The 26,891-nt window shown below is 67.0% G+C and carries 17 protein-coding genes and 1 pseudogene; 10 read left to right on the forward strand and 8 right to left on the reverse strand.

What is annotated here, in order from left to right; all coding sequences use genetic code 11:
- The first annotated feature begins 98 nt into the window (after window positions 1-98).
- Window positions 99-581 carry a LuxR family transcriptional regulator gene (locus tag Q0P60_RS18725; protein WP_294997040.1) on the forward strand — a complete coding sequence of 161 codons (483 nt, stop codon included), beginning with the start codon at window positions 99-101 and terminating at the stop codon, window positions 579-581.
- 53 nt (window positions 582-634) lie between these two features.
- On the opposite strand, the gene aceE is transcribed toward Q0P60_RS18725, so the two are convergent.
- Window positions 635-3,298 carry a pyruvate dehydrogenase (acetyl-transferring), homodimeric type gene (gene aceE, locus Q0P60_RS18730; RefSeq protein WP_294997007.1) on the reverse strand — a complete coding sequence of 888 codons (2,664 nt, stop codon included), beginning with the start codon at window positions 3,296-3,298 and terminating at the stop codon, window positions 635-637.
- Window positions 3,299-3,542: 244 nt separating this feature from the next.
- Complete coding sequence (locus Q0P60_RS18735; protein WP_294997009.1) at window positions 3,543-3,842, reverse strand: hypothetical protein; 300 nt, start codon at window positions 3,840-3,842, stop codon at window positions 3,543-3,545.
- A gap of 140 nt (window positions 3,843-3,982) precedes the next feature.
- On the opposite strand from Q0P60_RS18735, the gene Q0P60_RS18740 reads away from it, so the two are divergent.
- From Q0P60_RS18740 to Q0P60_RS18755, 4 genes are all read left to right on the forward strand, one after another.
- Complete coding sequence (locus Q0P60_RS18740; protein WP_294997011.1) at window positions 3,983-4,498, forward strand: sigma-70 family RNA polymerase sigma factor; 516 nt, start codon at window positions 3,983-3,985, stop codon at window positions 4,496-4,498.
- Window positions 4,495-5,520, forward strand: coding sequence for a FecR domain-containing protein (locus tag Q0P60_RS18745; RefSeq protein ID WP_294997013.1), 1,026 nt, complete (start codon window positions 4,495-4,497; stop codon window positions 5,518-5,520). The genes Q0P60_RS18740 and Q0P60_RS18745 overlap by 4 nt, the downstream gene beginning before the upstream one ends.
- 141 nt (window positions 5,521-5,661) lie before the next feature.
- The gene (locus tag Q0P60_RS18750; protein WP_294997015.1) at window positions 5,662-8,595 is read left to right on the forward strand and encodes a TonB-dependent receptor; all 2,934 of its coding nucleotides are present in this window, start codon (window positions 5,662-5,664) and stop codon (window positions 8,593-8,595) included.
- A 9-nt stretch (window positions 8,596-8,604) separates the two neighbouring features.
- Window positions 8,605-10,200, forward strand: coding sequence for an alkaline phosphatase D family protein (locus Q0P60_RS18755; RefSeq protein WP_294997017.1), 1,596 nt, complete (start codon window positions 8,605-8,607; stop codon window positions 10,198-10,200).
- Window positions 10,201-10,253: 53 nt separating this feature from the next.
- On the opposite strand, the gene Q0P60_RS18760 is transcribed toward Q0P60_RS18755, so the two are convergent.
- Both Q0P60_RS18760 and Q0P60_RS18765 read right to left on the reverse strand, forming a co-directional pair.
- Window positions 10,254-12,362, reverse strand: a complete 2,109-nt coding sequence (locus tag Q0P60_RS18760) for a phospholipase C, phosphocholine-specific (RefSeq protein WP_294997019.1) — start codon at window positions 12,360-12,362, stop codon at window positions 10,254-10,256.
- An 8-nt stretch (window positions 12,363-12,370) separates the two neighbouring features.
- Window positions 12,371-14,749 carry a TonB-dependent receptor gene (locus Q0P60_RS18765; RefSeq protein WP_294997020.1) on the reverse strand — a complete coding sequence of 793 codons (2,379 nt, stop codon included), beginning with the start codon at window positions 14,747-14,749 and terminating at the stop codon, window positions 12,371-12,373.
- Between the two features lie 149 nt (window positions 14,750-14,898).
- Between Q0P60_RS18765 and Q0P60_RS18770 the strand changes: the two genes are divergently transcribed.
- Window positions 14,899-16,431 carry an OmpA family protein gene (locus Q0P60_RS18770; RefSeq protein WP_294997022.1) on the forward strand — a complete coding sequence of 511 codons (1,533 nt, stop codon included), beginning with the start codon at window positions 14,899-14,901 and terminating at the stop codon, window positions 16,429-16,431.
- A gap of 12 nt (window positions 16,432-16,443) precedes the next feature.
- Here the strand turns inward: Q0P60_RS18770 and Q0P60_RS18775 are convergent, their stop codons facing one another.
- Window positions 16,444-17,370: a c-type cytochrome gene (locus Q0P60_RS18775; RefSeq protein WP_294997024.1), complete on the reverse strand. Its 927-nt coding sequence runs from the start codon at window positions 17,368-17,370 to the stop codon at window positions 16,444-16,446.
- Window positions 17,367-18,713: a cytochrome c gene (locus tag Q0P60_RS18780; protein ID WP_294997025.1), complete on the reverse strand. Its 1,347-nt coding sequence runs from the start codon at window positions 18,711-18,713 to the stop codon at window positions 17,367-17,369. The genes Q0P60_RS18775 and Q0P60_RS18780 overlap by 4 nt, the downstream gene beginning before the upstream one ends.
- A 184-nt stretch (window positions 18,714-18,897) precedes the next feature.
- Between Q0P60_RS18780 and Q0P60_RS18785 the strand changes: the two genes are divergently transcribed.
- Window positions 18,898-20,043 carry an alpha/beta fold hydrolase gene (locus Q0P60_RS18785; protein ID WP_294997027.1) on the forward strand — a complete coding sequence of 382 codons (1,146 nt, stop codon included), beginning with the start codon at window positions 18,898-18,900 and terminating at the stop codon, window positions 20,041-20,043.
- Window positions 20,044-20,119: 76 nt separating this feature from the next.
- On the opposite strand, the gene Q0P60_RS18790 is transcribed toward Q0P60_RS18785, so the two are convergent.
- Window positions 20,120-21,259 carry an MFS transporter gene (locus Q0P60_RS18790; RefSeq protein ID WP_294997029.1) on the reverse strand — a complete coding sequence of 380 codons (1,140 nt, stop codon included), beginning with the start codon at window positions 21,257-21,259 and terminating at the stop codon, window positions 20,120-20,122.
- A 193-nt stretch (window positions 21,260-21,452) separates the two neighbouring features.
- On the opposite strand from Q0P60_RS18790, the pseudogene Q0P60_RS20640 reads away from it, so the two are divergent.
- Together Q0P60_RS20640 and Q0P60_RS18805 are read left to right on the forward strand one after the other, a co-directional pair.
- Window positions 21,453-22,149 (forward strand): annotated as a pseudogene (locus Q0P60_RS20640) (alpha/beta hydrolase).
- Window positions 22,150-22,280: 131 nt separating this feature from the next.
- The gene (locus Q0P60_RS18805) at window positions 22,281-24,479 is read left to right on the forward strand and encodes a TonB-dependent siderophore receptor (protein WP_294997031.1); all 2,199 of its coding nucleotides are present in this window, start codon (window positions 22,281-22,283) and stop codon (window positions 24,477-24,479) included.
- Between the two features lie 113 nt (window positions 24,480-24,592).
- On the opposite strand, the gene Q0P60_RS18810 is transcribed toward Q0P60_RS18805, so the two are convergent.
- The gene (locus tag Q0P60_RS18810; protein WP_294997033.1) at window positions 24,593-25,294 is read right to left on the reverse strand and encodes a pirin family protein; all 702 of its coding nucleotides are present in this window, start codon (window positions 25,292-25,294) and stop codon (window positions 24,593-24,595) included.
- A gap of 140 nt (window positions 25,295-25,434) precedes the next feature.
- On the opposite strand from Q0P60_RS18810, the gene Q0P60_RS18815 reads away from it, so the two are divergent.
- Window positions 25,435-26,355 carry a LysR family transcriptional regulator gene (locus Q0P60_RS18815; protein WP_100443621.1) on the forward strand — a complete coding sequence of 307 codons (921 nt, stop codon included), beginning with the start codon at window positions 25,435-25,437 and terminating at the stop codon, window positions 26,353-26,355.
- The last annotated feature ends 536 nt before the right edge of the window (window positions 26,356-26,891 follow it).

Raw genomic sequence — 26,891 nt, forward strand, 5'->3', positions numbered from 1 at the left:
TTGCGCCTGCTGCCGACGATCGGCACGATCACCGCACTGCACCCCACAACGCCTCACGCAGAGTCTTCTTCATTCAAACGGAGCCCCGTATGAAACTGTTGAAGCTGTTGACCGCTGTGCTGTTGTCCGCCCTTTCAGTGCCGGTCGCATCGGCGATGGCGGCGGAGGATTCACCTTCGCCGCTGCTGGGGCGCTGGTCGCTGGATATCTCCACCTCGGCGCTGCCGGTGGCGCAGCGCCCGAAACAGGTCGTGCTGGAGTTCAAGGATGCCGGCGGCGGGCGCTGGAGTTCACACGTGGACATCGTGCTGCATGACGGCAAGACCATGAAATCCGACGGCACGCTGGCATTGGATGGCACGCCCGGGCCGCTGTCCGGCAGTTACGGCGCGGACCGGGCCAACCTGAAGCTGCCGGCGCCGAACACGCTGGTGATGCAGCTGGTGGATCACGGCACGCCGGCCTCCACCCGCATCTACACTGTTGCCGCGGACCGGGCGACGATGACCGAGACCAAGGCGTTCTACGGCCATGACGGTACACCGATCCTGCAGACCAACCTGTTCAAGCGGATGCCGTAGCCGCACCGCCTGCGCCCCGCGCGTGCAGTGGCGCGCGGGGGGCAGGCGCTGGCTTACACCGCCGCCGGATCGCGCTTGCCGGTGTCGATGCCGTACTTGACGATGGCGTCCTGCATCCGCGAACGCTCGATACGGCCTTCATCGGCCAGCGACTTCAATGCCGCCAGCACGATGAAGTGGCGGTCCACTTCGAAGAACGTGCGCAGCGATTCGCGCGTGTCGGACCGGCCGAAGCCATCGGTACCCAGCGCGGTGAAGCGACGGTCGTTGATGAAGGGGCGGATCTGGTCGCCGACGATCTTCATGTAGTCGGTGGCCACCACGACCGGTCCTTCGTGGTCCTGCAGGCACTGCTGGACGTACGGCACGCGCGGTTCTTCGGCGGGATGCAGCAGGTTCCAGCGCTCGGCGGCCAGGCCATCGCGGCGCAGTTCAGTCAGGCTGGTCGCGCTCCAGACGTCGCTGGCGATCCCGAAGTCCTGCTGCAGCAGCTCGGCGGCGGCCAGCACTTCGCGCAGGATCGAGCCGCTGCCCATCAGCTGCACGCGCGGCTGGCCGGCGGCAGCAGCGCGCAGCAGGTACAGGCCCTTCAGGATGCCGGCCTCGGCCCCTTCGGGCAGCGCGGGGTGCGGATAGTTCTCGTTGAGCACGGTGATGTAGTAGTAGATGTCTTCCTGGTCGACATACATGCGGCGCAGGCCGTCATGGATGATCACCGCCAGCTCGTAGTTGAAGGTGGGGTCGTAGGACACGCAGCTCGGGATCACCGACGACAGCACGTGGCTGTGGCCGTCGTCGTGCTGCAGGCCTTCGCCCATCAGCGTGGTCCGGCCGGAGGTGGCGCCAAGCAGGAAGCCACGCGTGCGCGCATCGGCTGCGGCCCAGGCCAGGTCACCCACGCGCTGTAGCCCGAACATCGAATAGAAGATGTAGAACGGGATCGTCGCCAGCCCGTGGTTGCTGTAGGCGGTGCCGGCGGCGATCCACGAACAGATCGCACCGGATTCGTTGATGCCCTCCTGCAGGATCTGTCCGTCCTTGGCTTCCTTGTAGTAGCTCAGCTGGCCGGCATCCTGCGGGGTATACAGCTGGCCCAGGTAGGAATGGATGCCGATCTGGCGGAACAGGCCCTCCATGCCGAAGGTGCGCGATTCGTCGGGCACGATCGGGATCACCAGCTTGCCCAGCTCCGGATCCTTGAGCAGGGTGGTGAGGATGCGCACGAAGCCCATGGTGGTGGACTGGCCACGATCGCCGCTGCCCTGCAGCTGGGTGCTGAAGATCGACAGCGGTGGCAGCGGCAGGGGATCGACCCTGGCCAGGCGTGCCGGCAGCTGCCCGCCCTGGATGCGGCGGCGCTCGGCGAAATAGGTGGCCTCGGCGCTGCCCGGTTCCGGGCGCAGGTACGGCATCTCCTCCAGCTGTTCGTCGCTGACCGGCAGGTTGAAGCGGTCGCGGAACGCACGCACCGCATCGGCACTCATCTTCTTCAGCTGGTGGTTGATGTTCTGGCCTTCGCCGGCTTCGCCCATGCCGAAGCCCTTGACCGTCTTGGCCAGGATCACGGTCGGCCGGCCGCTGGTGCTGACCGCCTGCTGATAGGCAGCGAACACCTTCTGCGGGTCATGCCCACCGCGCGCCAGCGCCCAGATATCGTCATCGCTCAGGTGCGCGACCAGCTCCAGCAGTTCGGGGTAGCGGCCAAAGAAGTGCTCGCGTACATAGGCGCCGTTCTGCGACTTGAAGGTCTGGTAGTCGCCATCCACGCATTCCATCATGCGCTGGCGCAGCAGGCCGCTGTGGTCGCGGGCCAGCAGCTCGTCCCAGCCGCTGCCCCAGATCAGCTTGATCACGTTCCAGCCGGCTGCGCGGAACGTCCCTTCCAGTTCCTGGATGACCTTGGCATTGCCGCGCACCGGGCCGTCCAGCCGCTGCAGGTTGCAGTTGACCACGAACACGATGTTGTCCAGCCGCTCGCGGCCGGCCAGCGAGATGGCCGCCAGCGATTCGGGCTGGTCCATTTCGCCGTCGCCGAGGAAGGCCCAGACCTTGCGGCCCTGGTGCTGCTTCAGTCCGCGGTATTCGAGGTAACGCATATAGCGGGCCTGGTAGGCGGCGGTCAGCGGGCCCAGTCCCATCGATACGGTGGGGAACTGCCAGAACTCCGGCATCAGGCGCGGGTGCGGATACGAAGACAGCCCTTCGCGCCCGGCTTCGCGGCGGAAGTTGTCCATCCGTGCCGGATCGATGCGGCCTTCCACATAGGCACGGCCGTAGATGCCGGGCGCGGAGTGGCCCTGGATGTAAATCATGTCGCCATCGAAGGTGTCGGTGCGGCCACGGAAGAAGTGATCGAAGCCCACGTCGTACAGCACCGCGGCCGACTGGTAGGTAGCGATGTGGCCGCCGACGTTGGAATGCTTGCCGGCGCGCAGCACCATCACCATCGCGTTCCAGCGGATCATCGCGTTCAGGCGGCGCTCGATGGCCAGGTCGCCGGGATAGGCCGGCTGGCGCTCGGGCGGAATGGTATTGACGTAGGCCGTCCAGGCGCGGGTATGCAGGTCACCGTGCTGCTGGGCATCCAGGTCGCTCAGCTGATCGATCAGGTAGTGCGCGCGCGGCCGGCCGCCGGCCTGCAATACCGCCTCGAGCGATTCACGCCACTCGCGCGTTTCCAGCGGGTCGGTATCGAAAGGGATGAGGGCTTGGTTCATGGCTGTCTCCAGAGGGCGCCGGTCGGATCTCTGCCTGGGCGACAACACCGGCAGGGCGCACTGCGCTGGAGCGGGGTCGCAACGGCGGGGCCGTGACGCGAAGGGCGACCGTGGCGGCCACCGAGAACGCAAGCGTAGGCCTGGCCCTGCGGCTTCGATAGGCGGGCCCCGCTTGGATCTCTGGCAAGCAGGGCTTGGCGCGCAGCGCCGTATGATGGGCCGATGCGCTGGCCGCTGCCTGCGATCAGGCTGGGGACACGCCCGGGAAGAACATCGGGATGACCGCTACGCCGATGCCCAGCAGGCACCAGGCGACGATGGGCAGCCAGCCGGCGAGCTGCTGGCAGTATTCCGGCATGCGACGTCCCCCGATCCACAGCAGCAGCGTAAGCAGGCCCAGTGCGTATGCGAGGGCGACGACTACCGGATGCACGTGGATGACCCGGCTGGGCGACCACATCTGCTGCTGGTAGGCCGTGGTGTGCGCGACCAGCAGCAGGAACAGCAGGCTGCTGAGGGTGTTGATGGCGGTGCGTGCGTTCATTGAGGGGTACTCCTTGTACCGGCTGCCAGGACATTGCAGGGGGCGGCATTCTAGCGGCAGCGCCGCCGCGGCTGAAACGCCACTGTCATCAGCGGCCGTCACCCTGCGGGGCTTTCCAGCCTCGGGGTGGTTGGCCGGTCGTGAACAGCGTGAGGATCTGGGAGAAGAGCTATGCGCTGCGGCGTCGGCTGCTGCGTGGCTTCTTCCTGCGCCGCGGTTCCGCCAGCGAGGATGCTGACGACCTGGCGCAGGAGGTCTATCTGCGCCTGCTGCGCAGCACCGGTGAGCACGCTGCGGCGATCGAGAATCCGGAAGCCTACCTGTTCACCGTCGCGGCCAACCTGGCGCGCGAACACGCGCGCGCGCGATCGTCGCTGCCGCCGCTGGAGGACGTCGATCTGCTGGCTGAAGTGTTGAAGAGCGAAGAAGACATCGAGGGCGAGTTCGAGCGTGCACAGCGCTGGAACGGCATCCGCAGCACCCTTGCACAGCTGCCGGCCACCACCCGGCGGGTGATGGAACTGCATTACCGCGACGGGCTGGACTGCCCGGGCATCAGCCAGCAACTGCAGGTATCGGTGCACATGGTGCGCAAGCATATCGGCAAGGGTCTGGAAGCATGCAGGAAGGCGCTGGGCGCCAAGGAGCTGACATGAACCGGAATCCATCGCAGGCGCCCGGCGACGAAATCGCGGGCGAGGCGACCGAGTGGTTCCTGTGCAATCGCGAAGGGCCGTTGAGCGAGGCCCAGCGCCTCGCCTTCCTGGACTGGATGAAGCGTTCCCCCGAGCATGTGCGCGCCTACATGGGCGCCCTCGCATTGCACCGCCAGGTGGGTGAAGCGCTGCAGCTGCCCTTGCCCGAGGAGGCGCCGCCGCCGCCGCGGCAGGCGGCCTCGGCCAAGGTGGTTCCGCTGTTCGCCCGCACGCCGCCACCGGTGCGCGACCTGCCGCGCCGCCGCCGCACGCGCTGGATCGCCGTGGCCGCCGCGGCCTGCATCGCACTGCTGGCGGCTGGCCTGCTGCCGCAGGTGATGCCTGCCGAACAGATCTACAGTGCCGACCACGCGGAGCTGCGCGACCTGGTGCTGCCCGACCGGACCCAGGTGCGGCTCAATGCGGACAGCCGCCTGCGGGTACGCATGGGCTGGTTCAGCCGCAGGGTGGAACTGCTGCAGGGCGAGGCCACGTTCGACATCGCGCGCGACCGGCGTCCGTTCGAGGTCCGGGTCAACGGCCTGCAGATCCGTGACATCGGCACGGTGTTCGATGTGTCGCGCCGGCTGCAGGGCACGCGCGTCGGCGTGGTCTCCGGGCAGGTCGAGATATGGAGCCGGGGCGCCGGTGCCCGACGCCTGGCCGCGTTGGGCGAAGGCCGTGTGGTCGAGGTGGATGCGCGCAGCCATGCGGTGCAGTCGTTGGATATGCCGTTGTCGATGCTGTTGGACTGGCAGCAGCGCAAGGTGTCGTTCCTGGACGAGCGGCTGGATGAGGTGGCCGCCGCCTTCAACCGCCACAACGCGGTGCAGGTACGGGTACTGGACGAGGGTGCGGCATCGGCGCGGCTGTCGGGCAGCCTGGATGCACACCGCATCGGTGCGTTGCAGGCCTTCCTCGAGCGCGATCCGCGCTTTGTGGTCCGCCGCGAAGGCGACACGGTACGGGTCGGAAGTCGTTGAAGCCGGCCTGGCTGTGCACTGTCAGAAAAGATTCATCGAATCCGCGTTCTCCACTTCGGAAGAAGCGGGCTCTTACTTGGGAGAAGCCCCTGTCGAATCGTGCAGCGGCACTTGTTGCCCTCTCTCTTGCAAGGACCCGTGATGCGGAACACGCTCTACCTGTCGATCATCCTCGCCCTGTCTCCCTGCAGCGTTCCGCTGGCCTTCGCGGCCGGCGGCGATGGCCTGGATGCCCGTGTCTCCGCGCCGATCCCGGCACAGCCGCTGGCGCGTGCGCTGGAGCAGCTGTCGCGCGGTTCCGGCGTGCAGTTCCTGTACGCGGCTGGCAGTGACGCCCGCATTGGCGGTGCCGTGCCGCGCGGCGCCACCGTCAAGCAGGCGCTGGACGCATTGCTGGCCGGTACCGGCCTGGGCTACACGGTGGTCGACGGCAACGTGATTGCCATTGATCCGGCGCCGGCGCGGAGTGAGCCGAAGCCGGCCGCAGACAAGCCGCGCGAAGCCGAGGCGGTGGTGGCCCCGACCCTGGGTACGGTGAAGGTGATTGCCGCGCACGAAGTGATCGACCAGAAGAAGACCTCGCCGGTGATCAAGGACTCGGTGGTCTACGACGAGATGGACAGCTACGGTGACGAGACCCTGGCCGAGAGCCTGATGGCCGCGCCGGGTCTGAGCGCCGTGGAGGATGCCGGTGAACCCCGCTACGTGACCGTGCGCGGCGTGCAGGCCAACCTCAACTACACCACCATCGATGGCATCGCGATCGCCAGCGTGGGTGGCAGTGGCTCGGGTGAGCGCATGAACAACCTGCAGCTGATTCCCAGCGACATCGGCACCCGTACCGACATCTACAAGAGCTTCAGCGCTGAACAGGCACCGGATGCGATCGGCGGCGTGATCGACATCATCAGCCGCAGCGCGTTCGATCGATCCGGCAAGTATGTTTTCGCCGATGTTGCCGGAATCCACTCCACCGCGGAGACCAACGTCGAGCGCAGCGCAGGCGGCAATCACCAGACGCTCGGCCACTTCGGCAAGAGCGCCAAGATGGTGTTCTCCAACCAGTTTGGTGCCGACCAGGCGTTCGGCATCGTCGCCGTGGCGCGCTACGAGCAGCGCTCGCGCAACAGCATCAAGCGCTGGGTGGAATCGAACTACTACTACAACGATGCCGGCAAGTACCTCACCGACGGCAGCACCGGACCGGACCAGGCCAAGGGCTGGAATGGGCTGCGCGCACCCGGCAACTTCAGTACCGGCACCTACACCAACTTCATCACCAACTTCGGTGGCTCGGCCAAGCTGGAATGGAAGCCATCGGACGACCCGTTCTACGCGTCGCTGCTGCTGTACTCGTACCGGTTCTACGAGAACTCGACGATGAACAAGACCGACCTGTACGGCAATGCCAAGTTTCCGATCCGCAACCAGACCGCCGACAGCGGCACCACCCAGATCAACAGCATCTACATCAAGAACCGGCACGACCGCTGGGACCGCAGCAACCGGGGTGCCATCGCCAGCTTCAACTGGGACATCGGTGATCGCTCGCGGCTGACCCTGCGTGCAGGCCACACCGAGGAGACCTTCCACAACAGCCAGGTCTACTGGGGCGTGCGCGCCTACCCGAGCAATCTGTTCGTGGACTACGAGAACGACAGCCACGGCTTTCCCAACGCGGTGGCGGTCTCCGATTCCAGCCTGTTGACCACCTCGGCGTTCAAGCTCAACCCGGCACAGGCCTATGTCTCGCCGCGCGATGCCAAGGAGAGCATCGACAACCTGCGTGCCGACTTCAGCTACAACATCGATGCGGACGCACGCGGCTTCGGCCTGGCTGCCGGTGCCGAGTACCGCCATCTGAAGATCTGGCAGGACATCGATTTCGACTACTTCAAGAGCAGCGCGACGCTGAACGACTATCTGTATCCGGGATCGACCCTGCTGGGCAGCGTGCCGGGTTTCCCGCTGATCGACAACCGCAAGTGGAACGAGGAGCTGGTCCCCAGGCTGGGCAACAACAACGCGGCCTATCCGAATGCCAATTTCACCAGTGACTACAAATACGTCGAGGACATCAGCAACGCCTATGCGTCCGCGCACTATGCCTGGGACCGGCTGCTGCTGATCGGCGGGCTGCGTTACGACCACACCCGCTTCGATGCGTACAGCCCGTTCAGCAACGATGGTGGCACCACCTATACCTCGGCATTCCGCAGGACCGACGGCGGCTACAACAACCTGCTGCCGTCGCTGAATGCAACATTCAAGCTGAGCGAGGACCAGCGCCTGCGCTTCTCCGCCAGCCGCACGCTGGGCCGGCCGACGCCCAGCAACATCGCCCAGGCCAGCAGCACCAGCTGTGGTGATGACGAGGAGGGCAGGGGCTTCTGCACCATCAAGCAGGGCAACGCCAACCTGCAGCCGCGCCGCTCCACCAACATCGACCTGGCGTGGGACCTGTACTTCAACGGCAACAACGGGCTGGTCTCGGTCGCACTGTTCGACAAGGTGATCAAGGACGACATCTATACCCTGACCACCTTCGAGAACGTGGGGGATACCCGCTACCGGGTAACCCAGCCGATGAATACCGATGAATCGAAGCTGCGCGGCGTGGAGTTCGCGGTGGCCAACCGCAACCTGCAGTGGGGGCGCCAGCGCTTCGACATGTACGCCAACGCGACGCGCCTGCAGGGCCAGACCAACTACCGCATCAGCGACGGCAGCGAGCGCCGCCTGGACCGCCTGCTGTACCAGCCGGACTGGTCGCTCAATGGGTCGGTGATCTGGCGCATGCCGTGGAAGGGCGCGCAGCTGCGCATGTCCGGAACCTACCGCAGCAGGATGCTGGTCGATTTCGGCGATACCGAGTGGCTGGATTCGTACTACGACCCCTATATGACCTTCAACATGGCCTTCAGCCACAAGGTCAGCCGGCACGTGACGCTGAAGTACGAAGCCAAGAACCTGTTCAACACCCAGCCGACCTACAGCACCGGCCCGAACGGGCGCTTCCGTACCGAGATCGACGATTACGGCCGCTTCTTCTACTTCCACATCATCTACAACTGAGGAGCGCGCATGGATACCTTCAACCGCAGGCGCTTCCTGGCACTGGCCGGTCTTTCCGCCGCCGGCGCGTGGATGGGCACGGCGCGAGCACTGGCCGCGCAGAGCGATGCCACCGCGTTGAACCCACGCAATCTGCTGGCGTCGCCGCGTTTTGCCGATACGCCATTCACCCTCGGCGTGGCTTCGGGTGATCCCTCGGCCGACGGCATGGTGCTGTGGACGCGGCTGGCCACTGCACCCCTGCTGTTCGGCGGCGGCATGCCGACCCGGCCGATGCGGGTCGAGTGGCAGCTGGCGGCAGACGAGGGAATGCGCAAGGTGCTGCGGCAGGGCTCGGCGATGGCCCATCCGGAGCTGGGACATGCCGTGCACGTGGAGCTGGAAGGACTGGCACCGGGTCGGCCGTACTGGTACCGCTTCACGGTAGCGGGGCACGCCAGCGCGGTGGGCTGCACGCGTACGCTCCCGGCCGCGACCGCGGCGGTGGATCGCGTGCGCTTCGCGGTGGCCGGTTGCCAGCACTACGAAGAGGGCCACTACACCGCGTGGCGGCGTATCGCCGAGGAGCCGCTGGACTTCGTCTTCCACTATGGCGACTACATCTACGAAGGCGAGAGCCAGCCGGGCCTGCGCAGAATGAACGGCCAGCCGTTCACCAACCTGCGCAACCATGTCGGGCCGCAGACCTATACCCTGGACGACTACCGTCGCCGCTATGCGCAGTACAAGAGCGATGCCGACCTGCAGGCGGCACATGCCGCAGCACCGTGGTTCGTGACCTTCGATGACCACGAGGTGGACAACAACTGGGCCGGTGCCGAAGACCAGGACGATACGCCCAGCGAAGTGTTCCTGCTGCGCCGGGCGCAGGCGTTCCAGGCCTATTACGAGAACATGCCGCTGCGTCGCTCGGCATTCCCGCGCGACGGCCACATGCAGATGTACCGGCGCGCGCGCTATGGCACCCTGATGGACCTGCATCTGCTCGATACCCGGCAGTACCGCAGCAAGCAGGTGGACATGGCGCTGCGTGCGGTGGTGGAATCACCCGCGCGCAGCATCACCGGCACCCAGCAGGAACGCTGGCTGTTCGAAGGCCTGGCCGATGCGACGCCGCGCTGGCACACCATCGCCCACCAGGTGGCGCTCGGCAACTACATGCGCGAAAAGGACGGGGTGGTGCAGTCGTCCGAAGACCAGTGGTCCGGCTACCTGGACAGCCGCCGGCGCCTGCTCGATCACATCCAGACGGTTGGCTTCGGCAATGTGGTGACCACCTGTGGCGATGCCCATCGCCACTACGCCAGCGACCTGGTCCAGGACCATCGTGATTCCGGTGTGGTCTCCAGCGAGTTCCTCGCCACCTCGATCACCTCCGGTGCCGATGGCCAGGGTGTCGACGCGTATGCCGAGAACCAGCTGCGGCACAGCCCGCACCTGAAGGCGACCATCGACAAGCGTGGCTATGTGCTGTGTGACGTGACCCGCGATGCCTGGATCGGTGACATGAAGACGCTGCCGGCCGTGATGCAGCCGGACGCAGCCGTGCAGAGCTGGAAGCGCTACGCGGTTGAACACGGTCGGCCTGGCCTGCAGGAGGCCTGAACCGGCCACGCCTCCCTGTAGAGCCGAGCCAGGCTCGGCTCTACAGGCGGGGGTCAATCGTGCTCGAACCGTAGCGGTCCGCTGCCCATCGCCGGGTCGCTGGTGCCGGTGCGCCCGTCTTCGGCACGCCCGGCCAGGCGCAGCGTGCTTTCACCCGCGCTGACGTGCAGGTCATACCAGCCGGCGGTGGGGGCCGCATCCCATGCCAGCGTGGTTTCGGCATGGGCCGGCAGCGCAAGGGTCTGCTCGGGCATGTGCCCGGCATAGGCTGCGGCATGGATGTGCAGCGATTGTGCGCGGTCGCCAGGATTGCGCAGGCGCAACCGCAGCTGTCCATCCGCATGTTCGACCGTTGCCTGCACGGTGGGCGCGCTGGCGGCGCCCTGGAAGTGGCGGTGGAAGCCGTTGGGTCCGAGCAGCCACAGGTCATAGCGGCCCTGGGCATCCAGTGGCCAGCGCGCCTGCAGCGGCGTGCCCGGAATCAGCGTGTAGCGGCGTGGCACGGCCCCCAGCCGCAGCCGGTCGTAGACATGCAGCACCGCCGCCGCGCCGTCGCACGACAAGGTCAGGTCCAGGCCTGATTCATCGATGGCGGCGATCGCGGCCTGTGGCCGGTAGGGCAGGGCGCGCGCCGGGCGGACGCCGGGTTCCTGCTGGGCGGGGTGCAACCCTTCCGGCAGCGCCGGTACGGTGCGCCCCGGCAGGGCCGCGGCACGTGCCGCCACCGCGCTGATGTCGGGCAGGCCGCGCACGAACGGGCGGGTATCGCGCTGGGCGAAATCGAACGCGTTGCTCAGGTCGCCGCAGATCGCACGGCGCCACGGGGAAATGTCTGGTGCGGCGACGCCGAAGCGGCGTTCGATCAGGCGCAGTACCGAGGTATGGTCGTATACCTGCGAATCGACCCAGCCGCCCCGGCTCCAGGGGGAGATCACGTACAGCGGCACGCGCGGGCCGAGTCCGTAGGGGCGGCCGCGAAGCTCGGCGGCGTCATGCTTCTCGTCACCCGGTGCAGGATGGTGATGGTATTCCCCTGCGGTACTGACCGACGATGCACCTGCCCAGCCACCGGGCACGGCCGAAGGCGGCGCCGGCGGTGGCATGTGGTCGAAGAAGCCGTCGTTCTCGTCGAACATCAGCAGCAGGGCGGTGCGGCTCCAGACGTCCGGATCGGCGGTCAATGCATCCAGCACCCTGGCGGTGTATGCAGCGCCCTGGGCCGGGCTGGACGGGCCGGGATGCTCGCTGCCGGCTGCGTCGGCGATGATGAAGCTGACCTGCGGCAGGTGCCCGCCAAGCACGTCCTGGCGCAGCTGTGCCAGGCCCCGCGTGCTGATCCCGCGTGCGCGCAGCTGCGGGTCATGCCCTGGTGCGGCGCGATAGGCCTGGCGGAACGCTTCGAAGCCGGCGAGCGGATTGTCGGTGAAGTTGTCGGCCATGTCCTGGTAGATCTGCCAGGACACCCCTGCCTTCTGCAGCCGTTCGACGTAGCTGGTCCAGCGATACGATGCCGGATGCCCGCCATGCTCGGGGAAGTTGTCGTGCGAGTTGGCGATCACCGGTCCACCCGCGCGCGCGGCTGCATCGTTGTGGCCGGTCCACAGGAACACCCGGTTCGGGTTGGTACCGGCCTGCATCGCGCAGTGGTAGGCGTCACAGATCGTGAAGGCGTCCGCGAGGGCGAACTGGAAAGGCAGGTCGCTGCGCTGGAAGTAGCCCATCGAGTGGTTCTGCTTGGCCTTCGGCCACTGCCCCATGCGCCCGTGGTCCCAGGCACGCTGGGCATCGGGCCAGGTGTGCGGAGTGCCTTCCACCCGCATGTAGCCGAAATGCGCGGCGGTATCCAGCGGGAACGGCGCGATCGCGCGCTGGCCGCTGGCGTCGGGTTGCAGCCACAGGCTGCGCGTGCGGCCGCCGGGTTGCAGCGCCGACGCCGGCGCGACGAAACGATCGCCGAAGCCCCGTACACCCGGCAGCGTGCCGAAGTAGTGGTCGAACGAGCGGTTCTCCTGCATGAACACCACGATGTGCTGCAGGTCTTCGAGGCTGCGCGTCTGCGCGGCGGGGGCGATCGCCGCGGCCCGGGCGATGCTGGGCAGCAGCGGGGAAAGGCCGGCGGCAACGCCGGCCTGCAACAACCGGCGTCGGCCGATATCGGTCACGGGCTCACTCACAGGTCCACACGGAAGGAGATGCCGACGGTGCGCGGGGCGCCGATGAAGGCGTTGTCGCGGCCGTCCACCCCTGCAAGATACCGCTTGTCGGTGAGGTTGCTCACCACCAGGTTGGCACCCATACCCTTCAGCCGCGGCGAAAGTCCCTGCAGGTCGAAGCCGATGTTGGCATTGAACACGGTGGCCGAGGGCAGCTTGTTGACGTTGGCGGCATCGAGATAGCGCGTGCCCAGGTAGCGGCCGGACAGGCCGAAGTTCCAGTTCGCGCCCTGCCAGTCGGCCGACAGCACCAGGGTCTGCTCGGGTTGGCCGATCACCTTGGCACCGTCGACGATGCCCAGCTGGGTATCGCGGGCGGCATTGCCGCTGCCCAGGTACTTGGAGCGGTTGTAGGTGTAGGCCGCGTTGAGGCGCCAGCCGTTGTCCCAGCCGTAGCCGAAGGCCGCTTCGAGGCCATTGCTCTCGACGCCGCCGAAGTTCTCGTAGACGCCGTCGGTCTCACCCAGGTAGTCGATGCCGCTGACGAAGCCGGCCGGCAGGTAGACGATGCGGTTGTCGAACTTGATGTTGTACAGGGTGACCGAAGCGGTCAGCGGCCAGCGGCTGATGCGCATGCCCACTTCGATGTTGTCGGCCGTCTCCGGCTCGACATTGCGGAAGCGCTGCGGGTCGGTCTCGCCGAGCACGCCGGAGGGAATGGCGGCGAAGTTCTGCGAGAAGCCGGCGAACAGCTCCATGCCCTCCACGCCCGGTGCCCAGGTGAAGCCGGTGGACAGCAGCGGATCGGACTTGGAATCGGACTTCACATGCTCGCTGGCGCCGATCACGCGGCGGCGCGACTGGTCGACGAAGAACTGCTTCACGCCCAGGCGGGCGCTGAACGGCCCGAAGCGGGCCACGTCCTCGACGTAGTACATCTGTTCGTCGACCTTGTACTTGTCCTCGAACTGCACCCAGTACGGCTGGTGGTCGAAGCCGATGTCCTGGCCGACGTTGAGCAGGCGATGCCAGTCACGCCGCGCCGAACGGTCCAGCTTCTCCACCCACAGCCCGCCACGGATGGTGTTGTCGACCGCACCGAAGGCCTGCCGCCACTCGATGTCGGCGGTGACGCCCTTGCGGTTGTTGTCGTAGTGGGTATGGCGGTAGGACTGCGCGCCCAGCACCTTGCCGGCATAGCAGTTCGGATCGTACTCGGCACTGAAGCCCAGCCGCGGCGTGCAGCTGGCCAGGCGCTGTGCGGCGCTGCCATCGGGGTTCACGAAGAAGATCTGGCCGCGGTTGCTGCCGCCATACACGGTGCTGCCACCGAGGTATTCCGACTCGGGGCGGCCCGCACCGTCATCGCTGACCTGCGCCAGGTACGGCGGCAGCCAGTCGCCGCGGCCTTCCATGCGGTGCCCGTAGGCCGCGACCGAGGCCTTGAAGCCATTGCCGCCGTCAAAGGCCGCGCGCAGGTAGCCGAAGGTGTTCTCGCGCAGCGCACGTGAACCGGAACGGTAGTTCTGGTCCAGGTAGGGGATGCCGGTGAGGGTGCCGACCAGGTTGTCGCGGTCCGGATTGGTGGCGAAGCCCTTCGGCGAAACGCTGGTGTATTCCGGCTCGTCGGCATCGTTGTAGGACAGGTAGCCGGTCAGCGTCCAGCGGTCCAGTTCGGTGATGAACTTGCCGGCGATGTGGTCGTTGCTGGTGTGGCCGCTGCCGTCGATCCAGTCGTGCACGCGTGCCGAGGAGGCACTGACCCAGGCGCGGGTGTGGCCGCCGAGCATGCCGGTGTCGTAGCGCACATAGTACTTGCGTGCCTCGTTGTCGCCGGCACCGACCACGAAGCGCAGGCGGCTGTCCTGCAGCGGATCGCTGGTGAGGAAGTTGAGCGTGCCACCGAGGGCTTCGTTCGAGCGCGACGAGATATCGGCGGTGCCCTGGCTGACTTCCACCGTCTCCAGGTCCAGGGTGTCGATGTAGCGGTTGGCCAGCGAGCCGCCGCCGTAGCCGGAGCCACCATTGGGCAGGCCGTCGATGGTGGTGCCGATCTGCTGGGTATCGCGGTTGGTGACGAAGCCACGCATGCTGATCTGCGTGCCCCAGACCGAAGAACCGGTGGCATCAGCCTCGCTGACCACCACGCCCGGCACTTCATTGAGCGCATCGTTGACGCTGCTCATCACGGTCTGCCGGTTCAGCGTTTCCGCGCGCACCGAGGTCTTGGCGTAGCTGGTGGCCTGGCCGATCACCTGCACCTGGTCGAGGGTGCGCGCTTCACTGCCGCGCGTTTCCGCGGTATCGCCCTGCGGTGCTTCAGCCAGGGCGTCCAGTGCGGGGGCGATCAGCAGGGCAAGCAGCGAGACACGGGGAAAGCGCGCAGTCGTTCGCATCGAAACCGGACCTTCAGAGGAGGAAGCCCCGGAGTGTCGGCAGCGCCAATGACATGGGCATGACGTGGCGGCGCACGAACGATGGCACTGTGGGGGCGGTCACGACCTTCGGGTATGCTCGGCGCTTCAATGGACCTGAGGCGGTAGCGATGCAGAAGCGATCAAGGATCTGGCTGGGGGGCGCGGCACTGGTGCTGCTGGCAGGTTGCAACCGGGCACCCACGGGCGAGCAGGCCGTCGTGCCGGCGGCGCCTTCTGTTGCAGGCGAAGACGCCGCACCGGCGGCTGCAGCGTCCGCTTCTTCCGCAGCGGCCGACGGCGCTGCAGTGACCGACCGCGATGGCAAGGCGGTGCCGTTGGTGCCGTTCGACACCAGCAGCGTGCCGCTGAGCGATACCGCATTGGGTGCGCTGCCGTTCTTCAGCCTGCCACAGGGCTATGCAGCGCAGAACGCACCGAACGCGCGGGCATGGGCACGCTTCCCGTTCCGGATGGGGGAGGGCGTGCATTGGGTGGAAGGCCCAAGCTGGTCGGCACGTATCGTGACCGACAGCAAGACCGCGCCCGACAAGGCCTTTTCCGCGCTGGAAGTACAGCGCAACTTCGATGGCGTGATCACTGCCGCCGGTGGCCGCAAGGTGTTCGAAGGCAAGCTGCTGCGTGACATCTACTATGGCCCGCAGCTGGAAGGCGAGATCGGCGGGGGCTTCATCGATGCGGTGAACGGCGAACAGGAGGCGCCGACCACGGTCTACGTGCTGCGCCAGGCCAATCGCAGCGTGTGGGTGCAGCTGGCGGTGGACAGCAACGGTGCCGGCCTGGTGGTGGTGGATGAAGTGCCGTTCAAGGCCAGTGCGCAGTGGTCGGACAGCTTCCCGCACCTGTCACTGCCGGCCGGCTATCGCGACCGCAACAAGGCCCAGCAGCGTGACTTCGACGCCTTCCCGTTCTGGACCGGCGACCATTTCGAGCAGGTCGAAGGCCGTACCTTCGCGGTCGACTTCGACAAGGGCGAGCGCGAGTACTCGATGCACGAAGTGCGTCGCAACCTGGCGGCGATGATGGCCCAGGTCAACGCCACCCAGGTGTTCGAGGGGCGCATCCCGCGCGAGGCGGCCGAGGGCGTGCCGAAGCAGGTGCAGTCGACCTACGGCGACGCAGCCAGCTACAACTGGAACACCTACGACGCCGTGGTCTATCGCGTGGACCTGGCCGATGGCCGCCAGGTGTGGGTGCATGCCCGGCTGGAGTATCTGAGCGCGGGCTGGGTGGTGGCCGAGCGCAAGGGCTTCACCCAGACCGCGACGCTGCTGCCGGCTGACACGCTGAAGAAGAAGCTCGACAGTGATGGTCGGGTGGCGATCCAGGTCAATTTCGCCACCGACAAGGCGGAGATCCTGCCGAGCTCTGATCCGCAGCTGCTGCAGGTGCTGGAGCTGCTGCGTGCGGACCCATCGCTGAAGCTGTCGATCGAGGGGCACACCGACAACAGTGGTGCCGCCGCGCACAACCGCAGCCTGTCGGAGGATCGCGCCAGGTCGGTGCTGGCGGTGCTGACCGCGCGGGGCATCGCTGCCGAACGCTTGCAGGCGGCCGGCTTCGGCGCTGGCACGCCGGTGGCCGACAACGGCAGTGAGGAAGGCCGGGCACGCAACCGCCGGGTCGAACTGGTCAAGCGCTGAGCAGGCGCTTCCTCAGTACCGCGCGTCCTTGGGTTTCGGGTCGCGCGGCCAGTCCTTGCCCTTGTTGGCGAAGTCCGGCCGCGGCTGGTTGATGAAGTAGCCGGCGATGTCCACCGCATCCTGGTCGGGCATCACCTGCTGCCCCAGCGGTGGCTCACGGGTCACCGCCGGCGGCATGTTGTGCTTGATGAAGCCGGCGGCCTTGTACAGGCGTGCCATGCCGGCACCGATGTTGAAGCTGTGGTCGCCCCACAACGGCGGGAACGCGATGTCGCCACTGGCATCGCGGCGGCCTTCGCCGTTGTCGCCATGGCAGGCGGCGCACTGCACGGCGTACAGTGCCTGGCCGCGGATCGGGTCCGGCGTCAGCGTGCTGTCGATCGGCCCTTCGCTGGGCGCGGCAACGCGTGCACCCTCCGGCACCGGACGGTTCAGCCACGCCATGTAGTCGAGCATCGCGCGCATCTGCTGCGAGTCCTTCGGCAGCGGCTTGCCGTTCATCGAGCGCTGCAGGCAGCCGTTGATGCGCTCGGCCAGCCCGATCACCTTGCCCGGCCGCGGCATGTAGCGCGGATAGGCACCGCCACCGGTGTTGAAGTAGTGGTTGCCGAACGGCCGCTTGCCTTCGGCCATATGGCACGAGTTGCAGTTCAGATCGTTGCCGACATTGTCCGGCAGCAGCCGCGCGGTCTCGTTGAGGATGCGGCGGCCGAGCATCACCGATTCGGCATTGCCCAGCCCGGCGATCTCCTCTGCGCTGGGAGCGTGGTACTGGCCGACCACCGTGCCCTTCGCATCGAGGATGTCGAGCGTGCTGGCGACGGCGGCGTCCAGGTCCGGGTAGAGATGGCGATAGGCGAGGGTACCCACCGTGGCCAGCAGCGCGGCGGCGATGGCAGCGCCGAGCAGCAGGCGGGAACGTCTGCGTGAACGCTTCATCGTGCAGCCTCCTGCGGAACGTAGTGCACCGGTTTGTCGCGCACCACCCGGCGCATGCGCGCCACGTCGACCTCGCTCACCGCGCTGGCCTGGTTGCCCCAGCTGCTGCGGATGAAGGTGAGGATCTGCGCCAGCTGCGCGTTCGGCAGCTGCTCGAAGCCCGGCATGGTGAACGCCATGCGGTCGTGCGGGGTATGAGGCGTGCGACCGCCGATCAGGGTCACCTGCACCAGCGAGCTGGGATCATCGGCGAACACGATCGAGTTGCCGGCCAGCGCCGGATAGACGCGGGGCATGCCGCGGCCGTCGGCGCGATGGCAGGCCTGGCAGTGCTCGGCATAGGCCAGCGCGCCGGCCACACGGTAGTCACCGCTGCGCAGTGCTGCCGTGGTGGTGTCGGCAGCAGGTGACCACTGCGCGCTGCGGCCTTCGCGCGCCGGCAGCTGCTTCAGGTAGCGTGCCATCGCCAGCAGGTCGGCGTCGGACAGGTACTGCGTGCTGTGCTCGACCACGTCGGCCATGCCGCCAAAGGCTGCGGAGCGGTCGGTGCGGCCGGTACGCAGGAAGTCGACGATCTCGCCCTCGCTCCAGCTGGCCAGGCCGGTCGATTCGTTGCGCAGGTTCTTCGCGTACCAGCCCTCCAGTACCGAGCCGGACAGGAACTGGCGGCTGCCGTCGTCGGCCATTGCCTTTTCCTGGAAGGCCAGGCCGCGCGGCGTGTGGCAGGCGCCGCAGTGGGCCAGGCCTTCAACCAGTTCGGCGCCGCGCTGCTGGCCGGCGTCCAGCGACGGATCCGGGCTGAAGGTGCGCGGGCGTGCGAACAGCAGCTGCCACCAGGCCAGCGGCCAGCGCATGTTGGCCGGCCACGGAATCGTGCTGTCGGCGTTGCCCTGCTTCACCGGTTGTACCGAGCCCATGAAATAGGCATACAGCGCCTTGATCTCGGCATCGCTGGCGATCACGTACGAGGCGTACGGCATCGCCGGATACAGCGGCTGGCCATCATGGCGGATGCCACGGCGCACGGCGCGTTCGAAGTCGGCGTAGTCGTAGGCACCGATGCCGGTTTCCGGATCGGGCGTGATGTTGGTCGAGTAGATCGTGCCCATCGGCGTCTGCATGCCAAGCCCGCCGGCGAACGGCTTGCCGCCCGGAGCGGTGTGGCAGGCCGCACAGTCGGCGGCACGTGACAGGTACTGCCCCTGCGCGATCAGCGCCGGGTCGTGGATGTCGACCTGCGCCGTCTGGCGTGGCGCGAACCAGTAGGGCGTGGTGCGGGCGATGCCGTAGGCGGCGGCCAGCGTGGCGGCCAGGGCAATGGCGAGCTTGAACGAGGTGCGCATGGCGGCACTGTGGGCATTGCCGCGCGCGCGTTCATTGATCCGGATCAATGACTGAACGGATACAGGCTGTACACCAAGCTGAATCGTTCCTGCGTTGTCATCAAGCCGTCATCCGCGCGCGATAGATGGCGGGCCTGCGCGGCGTTAACGTCGCAGCCTGTCGGATTCACCCCTTTGACGTGATATGAAGCGCCTGCTGCTGCTGTTGCTGGCGTGCGCCGGCCTGTGGCTGGCTGCATGCTCCTCCTCGATCAATGCCTCATCCACCTCGCTCGCCGATCGCCTGATCGCGCCGGGTGGCGTGTCGACCCTGCTCGACCGTCCACGTATTGCCGCGGCCATCGCCGAGTTGCCCAACCGCCACGGCTTCGCACCGGGGCGCGATGGCGTGCCGATCTTCTGGCGCGTGTTCGATCCCGGCGACTACGGCGCACGCTACCGCTACCTGCCGCAGCGCCATGAGAATGGCCTGCCGCTGGATACCGGCCTGAGCCTGTCGGTGCCGCAGCCATTCCGTGCGCAGGCGCCGCGTGGCACCGTGGTGCTGCTGCATGGGTGGATGATGAACGGTGATTCGATGTTGCCGTGGTCACTGCAGCTGGCCGAATCCGGCTACCGCGTGGTCACCCTCGACCTGCGCAATCATGGCCAGTCAGGCTCAGGCCCGTCGGGCTACGGCACCTACGAATCGGATGATGTGGTCGATGTGATCGGCGAGCTGCGCGCACGCGGTGAAGTGACCGGGCCGCTGTACCTGTTCGGTGTGTCCTACGGTGCGGCTACTGCGGTGTTCACTGCCGACAAGCTGGGCGACCAGGTGGCCGGCGTGGTGGCGATGGAGTCATTTGCCAATGCAGGCGTGGCGATCCGCACGATGATCCCGCACCTGATGGGCTTGCAGCCGGAAGGACTGAAGGCGCAGGCGGTGGCGTCGTACGCGCGCTGGCGCTATGGCGGGCAGGACATCAACCAGGTGATCGCCGCCGCCAGCCGTCGTATCGATGTCGACCTGGACCGCGTGGACGTCGCCCGCGCGCTGGCCGATACCCGTGCCTGCGTGCTGCTGCTGCACGGGCAGGGCGACCAGCACATTCCGGTCAGTCAGGGCCGTGAGCTGGCTCAGGCCAACCCGCGCGCGCACTACATCGAGATGCGTGGCGAAGACCACATCACGTTGCCGCTGCGGCTGGACCTGCTGGCCGGGGTAGTCGATGACTGGATGGCCCGCGACGAACATCACCCGCAAAGCGCCTGCCCGGCCCCGCAGCTGCCGGCCCAGGCCGAATGGCTGGTGCACGGCACCGCCACCGCGCCCCCCGCCCGCAGCTGAAAAAAGGGGACGGAGGGGATTAAGTCGCAAATCGACAGGGCGAAAACGGCTTAATCCCCTCCGTCCCCTTTTTCTGTCAGGGCAGGCGGCGTGACAGGGTGTGGGCCGAGGCGGCGACGCCGAGCAGCAGTGCGGCGACGCACAGGAAGGCGAAGCCGAGGCTGGTGGCATGGGCCAGCGCACCGATCGCTGCCGGGCCGGCGAGGATGCCCGCATAGCCCAGCGTGGTGACGGCGGTGATGGCGATGCTCTCCGGCATCACCCGCTGCTGGCCGGCCATCGAGAACAGCGCCGGCACGATGTTGGCGCAGCCCAGGCCAACCAGTACGTAGCCGGCCAGCGCCACCGGGAACGACGGCACCAGCGTGGCCAGGGTGAAGCCCGCCGCAGCGGTGATGCCGCCGATGACCATCGTGCGGGTGCGGCCGAGGCGCTCGACAATGCCATCGCCGAACAGGCGCATCGCGGTCATCGCCAGGGTGAACAGCGCGAAGCCGGCGCCGGCCTGGTCGCGCGGTACCTGCCTCATCTCGGCCAGGAACACCGCGCTCCAATCCAGCATCGAGCCCTCGGCGAGGAACACCACGAAGGCCAGCACGCCGATGAACAGCACCACGCCATGCGGTACTGCCAGCAGCGGCCCTTCGTGCAGGATCCGCTGCGGCCGCCAGTGCGGTGCCGACAGCACTGCCACCAGCAGCAACGCCGCCACCGACAGCAGCGCGGCCAGCCAGAGCGGCGTGCCCAGGATCAGCAGGCCGGTCATGCAGCCAGCGCCGACGAAGCCGCCGATGCTGTAGAACGCATGGAAGCCGGACATCATCGCGCGCCCGGCGTCGCGCTCGACCGCCACCGCCTGCATGTTCACCGTGCAGTCCATCGCCCCCACGCCGGCGCCGAACAGGAACAGGGCGGCACCCAGCGCGAGCGGCGAGGGCGCCAGCGCCAGCATCGGCAGTGCCAGCAGCACCATCGCGCAGGTTGCGATCAGCAGTCGACGGCATCCCAGCCGTCCTGTCAATGCACCCGCCAGCGGCATCGCCAGCAGCGAGCCCAGGCCAAGGCACAGCAGCACGGCACCGAGGCTGGCATCGGACAGCCCGGCCTTGGCCTTGGCGTAGGGCACCATCGGCGCCCATGCCGCCGTGGCGAATCCGGGAATGAAGAAGGCGGCACGGGTCGCGTGCTGCTGGGCACGTGGGGATGAAGGCGTCATGCGCGATGGGAAGCTCCAGGGAACCGCCATGAAAACGTTTCCAGCGAGGATCGGCAAGTGCCATGCGGAGCATTGGGCAACGCATACGATTGCAGGGGTGAGAGTGACCCGGAGGCGTCACCAGTGATTGACGCCGCGCACGCACAGTGAGGGCACGGCCCGCATTCCGCCGGCCGCTGCCGGAGACCCGCACATGAGCACCACACCAACCATCCTCCTTGTCCATGGATTCTGGGGCGGGGCCGCACACTGGGCCAAGGTGATCCTGGAGCTGCATCGCAACGGCCATGACCGCGTGCAGGCGGTGGAACTGCCACTGACCTCGCTGGCCGACGACGCAGGACGCACCCGCGCCATGATCCGCCAGATCGACGGGCCGGTGCTGCTGGTCGGCCACTCCTACGGTGGCGCGGTGATCAGCGAAGCCGGCAACGAGGCCAACGTGAAAGGACTGGTGTACATCGCCGCGTTCGCCCCCGATGCCGGCGAGAGCCCCGGCGGCATCACCCAAGCAGCACCTGCCGGAGGCAGCACCGAACCTGGCACCGGACAGCGATGGTTACCTGTGGCTGCGCGTGGACAAGTTCCACCAGAGCTTCTGCCAGGACCTGAGCGACGACGAGGGCCGGGTGATGGCCGTGACCCAGAAGGCGCCGCTGGCCAGCACCTTCGGCGATGCGATCAGCGATCCGGCGTGGAAGCACCGGCCGAGCTGGTACCAGCTGTCCCGCCATGACCGCATGATCGCTCCCGGCAACCAGGCGGCCATGGCTGCACGGATGCAGCCCAAGCGGCTGCTGGAACTGGATGCCAGCCATGCCTCGCTGGCCTCGAAGCCGAAGGAAGTGACCGCGCTGATCCTGGAAGCCTGCGCCGCCATCGGCGGCTGAGCCCGCGGCAGCGGCGCGCACGACAGGCGCGGCGCAGGGGAGTACACTCCTGCGCCGCGGCCGTCCGGCCGCGTCCCTCTCTTCCCTCCAGCCGCCGCCAGAGGATCCCACCTGTTCGTGGAGGTCCCGTCGTGCTGCCTGTTGTCCGTGTTCCGTCCTCATTGCCGCGCCGCCGTGTACTGCCGCAGGCGCTTGCGCAAGGCCTGCTGATCGCCGCACTGGCCGGCAGTGGTATTGCCGCTGCGCAGTCCACCCCCGATCCGGACAAGGCGCCACCGGCGTCCGCATCACAGACCCTGCAGACGGTGCAGGTCACCGCCAACCTGCTCGGCACCATCACCGAAGGCAGTGGCGCATACACTCCGGGGACCATCGCCACCGCCACCCGCCTGGTGCTGACCCCGCGGCAGACGCCGCAGACCATCAGCGTGATCACCCGCGCGCAGATGGACGACTTCGGCCTGCATGGCATCGATGATGTGATGCGGGTGACGCCGGGCATCAGCATCGTCACCTACGACAGCGAGCGCACCGAGTACTACGCGCGTGGCTTCGCGGTGCAGAACTTCCAGTACGACGGCATCCCGATGTCGCGCAACTCGGCGTACTCCGCCGGCAACACGCTCAGCGACACCGCCATCTACGATCGCATTGAAGTGCTCAAGGGTGCGACCGGCCTGCTGACCGGCATGGGCGATCCGGGGGCGACCATCAACCTGGTGCGCAAGAAGCCGGGCAAGGATTTCGCCGGCAGCGCCACGCTCGGTGTCGGCCGCTGGGACGACTATCGTGCCGAGCTCGACGTGGGTGGCCCGCTGACCGCCGATGGCCGCGTGCGTGGTCGCGCGGTGGGGGCCTGGGAAGACAAGCATTCCAACCTCGATCACTACCAGCGCACCAGCAAGGTCGGCTACGCCGTGCTGGAGGCCGATCTGGGCGAGCGCACGCTGCTGTCGGTCGGTGGCGATGTGATGGACAGCGATCCGAAGGGCTCCACCTGGGGCGGCATTCCATTGCTGGACAGCGCCGGCAACTTCAACCGCATGCCGCGCTCGTTCAACAACGGCGCGCGCTGGGCGGGCTGGCGCCAGTATGTGCGTACCGGTTTCGCCACGCTGGAGCACACCTTCGCCAACGACTGGGTGGCCAAGCTGCAGCTCAACCACCAGGTCAACGGCTATGACGCGGCCCTGGCCGGCGCCGCCGCCGGCAACCCGGATCCGCTGACCGGCGAGGGCGTCAGCCTGTGGCTCGGCAAGTACGTCGGCAAGACCGTCAGCAATGCTGCCGATTTCTATGTAAGCGGCCATTTCGGCCTGTTCGGCCGCGAGCATGAGCTGGTGGTCGGTGGCAGTGCATCGCGCAAGCGCTGGACCAACACCGGCTATGGCCCGCAGCCGGGCTTCCCGGACACCGTGCCGGACTACCGCAGCTGGAGCGGCGATATTGCCGAGCCGCAGTGGCAGCGCAGCTACGACAACAACGAAGTGACCCGTGAGAACGGCCTGTACGTGGTGGGTCGCTTCGATGTGGCGGATCCGTTGAAGCTGATCGTCGGCAGCCGCCTGGCCAGCTACCGTTCTCCGGACACCCGCGAGACCGGCGTCTACGTACCGTATGCCGGCGTGGTCTATGACCTCGGCGAGCACTATTCGGTGTATGCCAGCTACAGCACCATCTTCAAGCCGCAGGGTGAGCGTGACGAGCAGGGCAGAACCCTGGACCCGCTGGAGGGCCGCAGCTACGAGATGGGCCTGAAGGCCGAGTTCCTCGATGGCCGCTTCAATGCCAGTGCGGCGCTGTTCCAGCTTGACCAGGACAACTTCGCGCAGGCCACCAGTGGCCGCACACCGTCCGGCGACATCGCCTATCGCGCGTTGATGGGGGTACGTACCAAGGGTTACGAGCTGGAGCTGTCCGGCCAGCTGGCCGAGGGCTGGCAGGTGCAGGGTGGTTTCGCCCACAAGATCGCCCGCCAGGCGGGCACCAAGGTGTCGACGCTGGAGCCGGAAAACCAGTTCAGCCTGCATACCAGCTACCGCCTGCGCGGCGCCTGGGAAAAGCTGACGCTGGGTGGCGGCGCACGCTGGCAGGACTCGACCTTCGGCGACATCACCGATCCGGCCAGCAAGGCGACGGTGGTGCATCGCACCGAGCCGTACTGGCTGCTGGATGCGATGGCGCGCTACCAGTTCAATGATCGCCTGTCGGCCACGATCAACGTCAACAACCTGCTCGACAAGCGCTACTACACCATCTTCAACTGGTACAGCACCTATACCTGGGGCGAGCCGCGCAACGTGCGGCTGAGCTTGAACTACAGGTTCTGATGCGGGTCTTGTAGAGCCGAGCCCACGCTCGCCTGGCTGTCAAACCGCAGCCGAGCATGGGCTCGGCTCTACAAATACGCCCGCGATGCGCTGCGGCATCGCGGGCGTTGTGGTTACAGCGGCAGGTCGAACACCAGTACTTCGGCATCGTTGCCGTTCTCCAGGGTCAGCTGCGCTTCGTCGCTGACCTGCAGCGCATCACCGGCTTCCAGGGTGATGCCATTGACCTGCAGCTGGCCACGAGCCACCTGCACATAGGCGCCACGACCGGTGCCGAGCGCGTGGTGCAGCTTCTGGCCGCCATCGAGGATGGTGGCGAAGATGCGGGCATCCTGGTGGATGCGCAGCGAACCATCGGCGCCATCCGGCGAGGCGATCAGGCGCAGCTGGCCGCGCTTGCTGTCCGGGGTGAAGTGGGTCTCCTCGTAGGACGGGGTGATGTTCTCGCTGTCCGGGAAGATCCAGATCTGCAGGAAGTGCACCGTTTCGTCGGCCGAGTGGTTGAACTCGCTGTGGGTGACGCCGCTGCCGGCACTCATGCGCTGCACGTCGCCGTAGCGCAGCACCGAACCGGTACCCATCGAGTCCTTGTGCTCCAGTGCGCCGCCCAGCACATAGGAAATGATCTCCATGTTGCTGTGGCCGTGGGTACCGAAGCCCTGGCCGCCGATCACCTTGTCTTCGTTGATCACCCGCAGCGGGCCGAAGCTGACGTAACGGGGATCGTAGTAGCTGGCAAAGGAGAAGGTGTGGCGCGAGGACAGCCAGCCATGCTCGGCCAGGCCACGGGTAGCGCTCTTGCGGATCTGCAGCATGATGGAATCTCCTTGTTCGATGGTTTCGATGGGGCGGGGTGGGCCGGTAGCCGCTGTGTTTCCCCGTTGAAGAGAAGTATCCGCTTGCGCCCTGGGTTTGAAAAACGGATAGTTTTGACAGCCATCATCGAAAAATTCGAATGCTCAAGCTCAGCCTCGATGCCCTGCAGATCCTGGATGCCATCGACCGCCGGGGCTCGTTTGCCGGCGCCGGCAAGGCCCTGCACAAAGTGCCTTCGACCATCTCCTACACCGTGGCCAAGCTGGAGGAGGACCTGGGCGTACAGCTGTTCGACCGGGTCGGTCCGCGCGCCGAACCCACCGAAGCCGGCCGGGCCCTGCTCGACGAAGGCCGGCACCTGCTGCGGGCGGCCCGTGAACTGGAGCTGCGGGTGCGCCGGGTGGCGTCCGGCTGGGAGACCGAACTGACCCTGGCGGTGGATTCGGTGTTCCCGACCTGGCTGCTGGGGCCGGATATTGCCGCATTCCGTGAGGCCGAGGCGCCGACCCGGCTGCGGCTGATCGGCGAGGCGCTTTCAGGCACCTGGGAGGCGCTGCTTGATCGGCGTGCCGATCTGCTGGTTGGTGCACCGGGCGAGGGTCCCAGTGGCGGCGGCTACGTGGTTGAGCCGCTGGGCACGGTGGAATTCGTGTTTGCGGTCGCACCCGATCATCCGCTGGCCGCGGTGCCGGGGGTGCTCGGTCGCGAGCAGCTGGTCGAGCATTGCGCCATCGCCGTCTCCGATTCGGCGCGCCGGCTGTTGCCGCGCACGGTCGGCCTGCTGATGGGGCAGGAGATGCTGACCGTGCCGGACATGGCCAGCAAGCTGAAGTTGCAGTGTGAGGGCGTGGGCTTCGGCTTTCTGCCAGAGCCCTGCGCGCGCGCGGCGGTGGCGCGTGGCCAGCTGGTGATACGCGAGGTGGAGGAGCACAAGCCGGAAGAAACGTTCTGGCTGGCCTGGCGCACCGGCGAGGATGGCGCGGCCCTGCGCTGGTGGCGCGAGCGCCTGCGCAGGCCGGAGCTGCTGTCGCAGTGGTGGCAGGCAATGGCAAGGGGGTAGGGGTACGGCAGGGCTGCGCCCTGCACCCGCTACGAGCTGGAGCAACAGCAACAGCAACAGCAGAAGCTGGTTTGCTGTGGGGACCCACCCCGCCTTCGACAGATCTCCGCAAACGGTCTGCACGTCTGTAGAGCCGAGCCATGCTCGGCTCAGATCTCACAGATAGCGAAATAGTCGAACTCGATGAAGATTCATCCACGCATGGCGTGGATCTACCCGATCGCGGAAATCTGTCAGAGGTGGGGCGGTATGGGTAGGCAGGACCGTTGGCGGCATGGATGCCGTCATCGAGCCCCCATGGATGGGTTTACGGCGTGTCCTGCCTACCCATACCGTCCCACCATCCCACGAAACCCCAGCTTCTGCTGATGCCGTTGCTCCGGCCGTTGCTCCGGCCGTTGCTTCGGCGGAGGCAGGGCGCAGCCCTGCCGAAAAACACGCATAAAAAAAACAGCAGGCCGAGGCCTGCTGTTTCGGTGTAATGGTGCGCCCGGAGAGATTCGAACTCCCGACCGCCTGGTTCGTAGCCAGGTACT

The sequence above is a fragment of the uncultured Stenotrophomonas sp. genome, assembly GCF_945952405.1.
Classification (GTDB): Bacteria; Pseudomonadota; Gammaproteobacteria; order Xanthomonadales; family Xanthomonadaceae; genus Stenotrophomonas.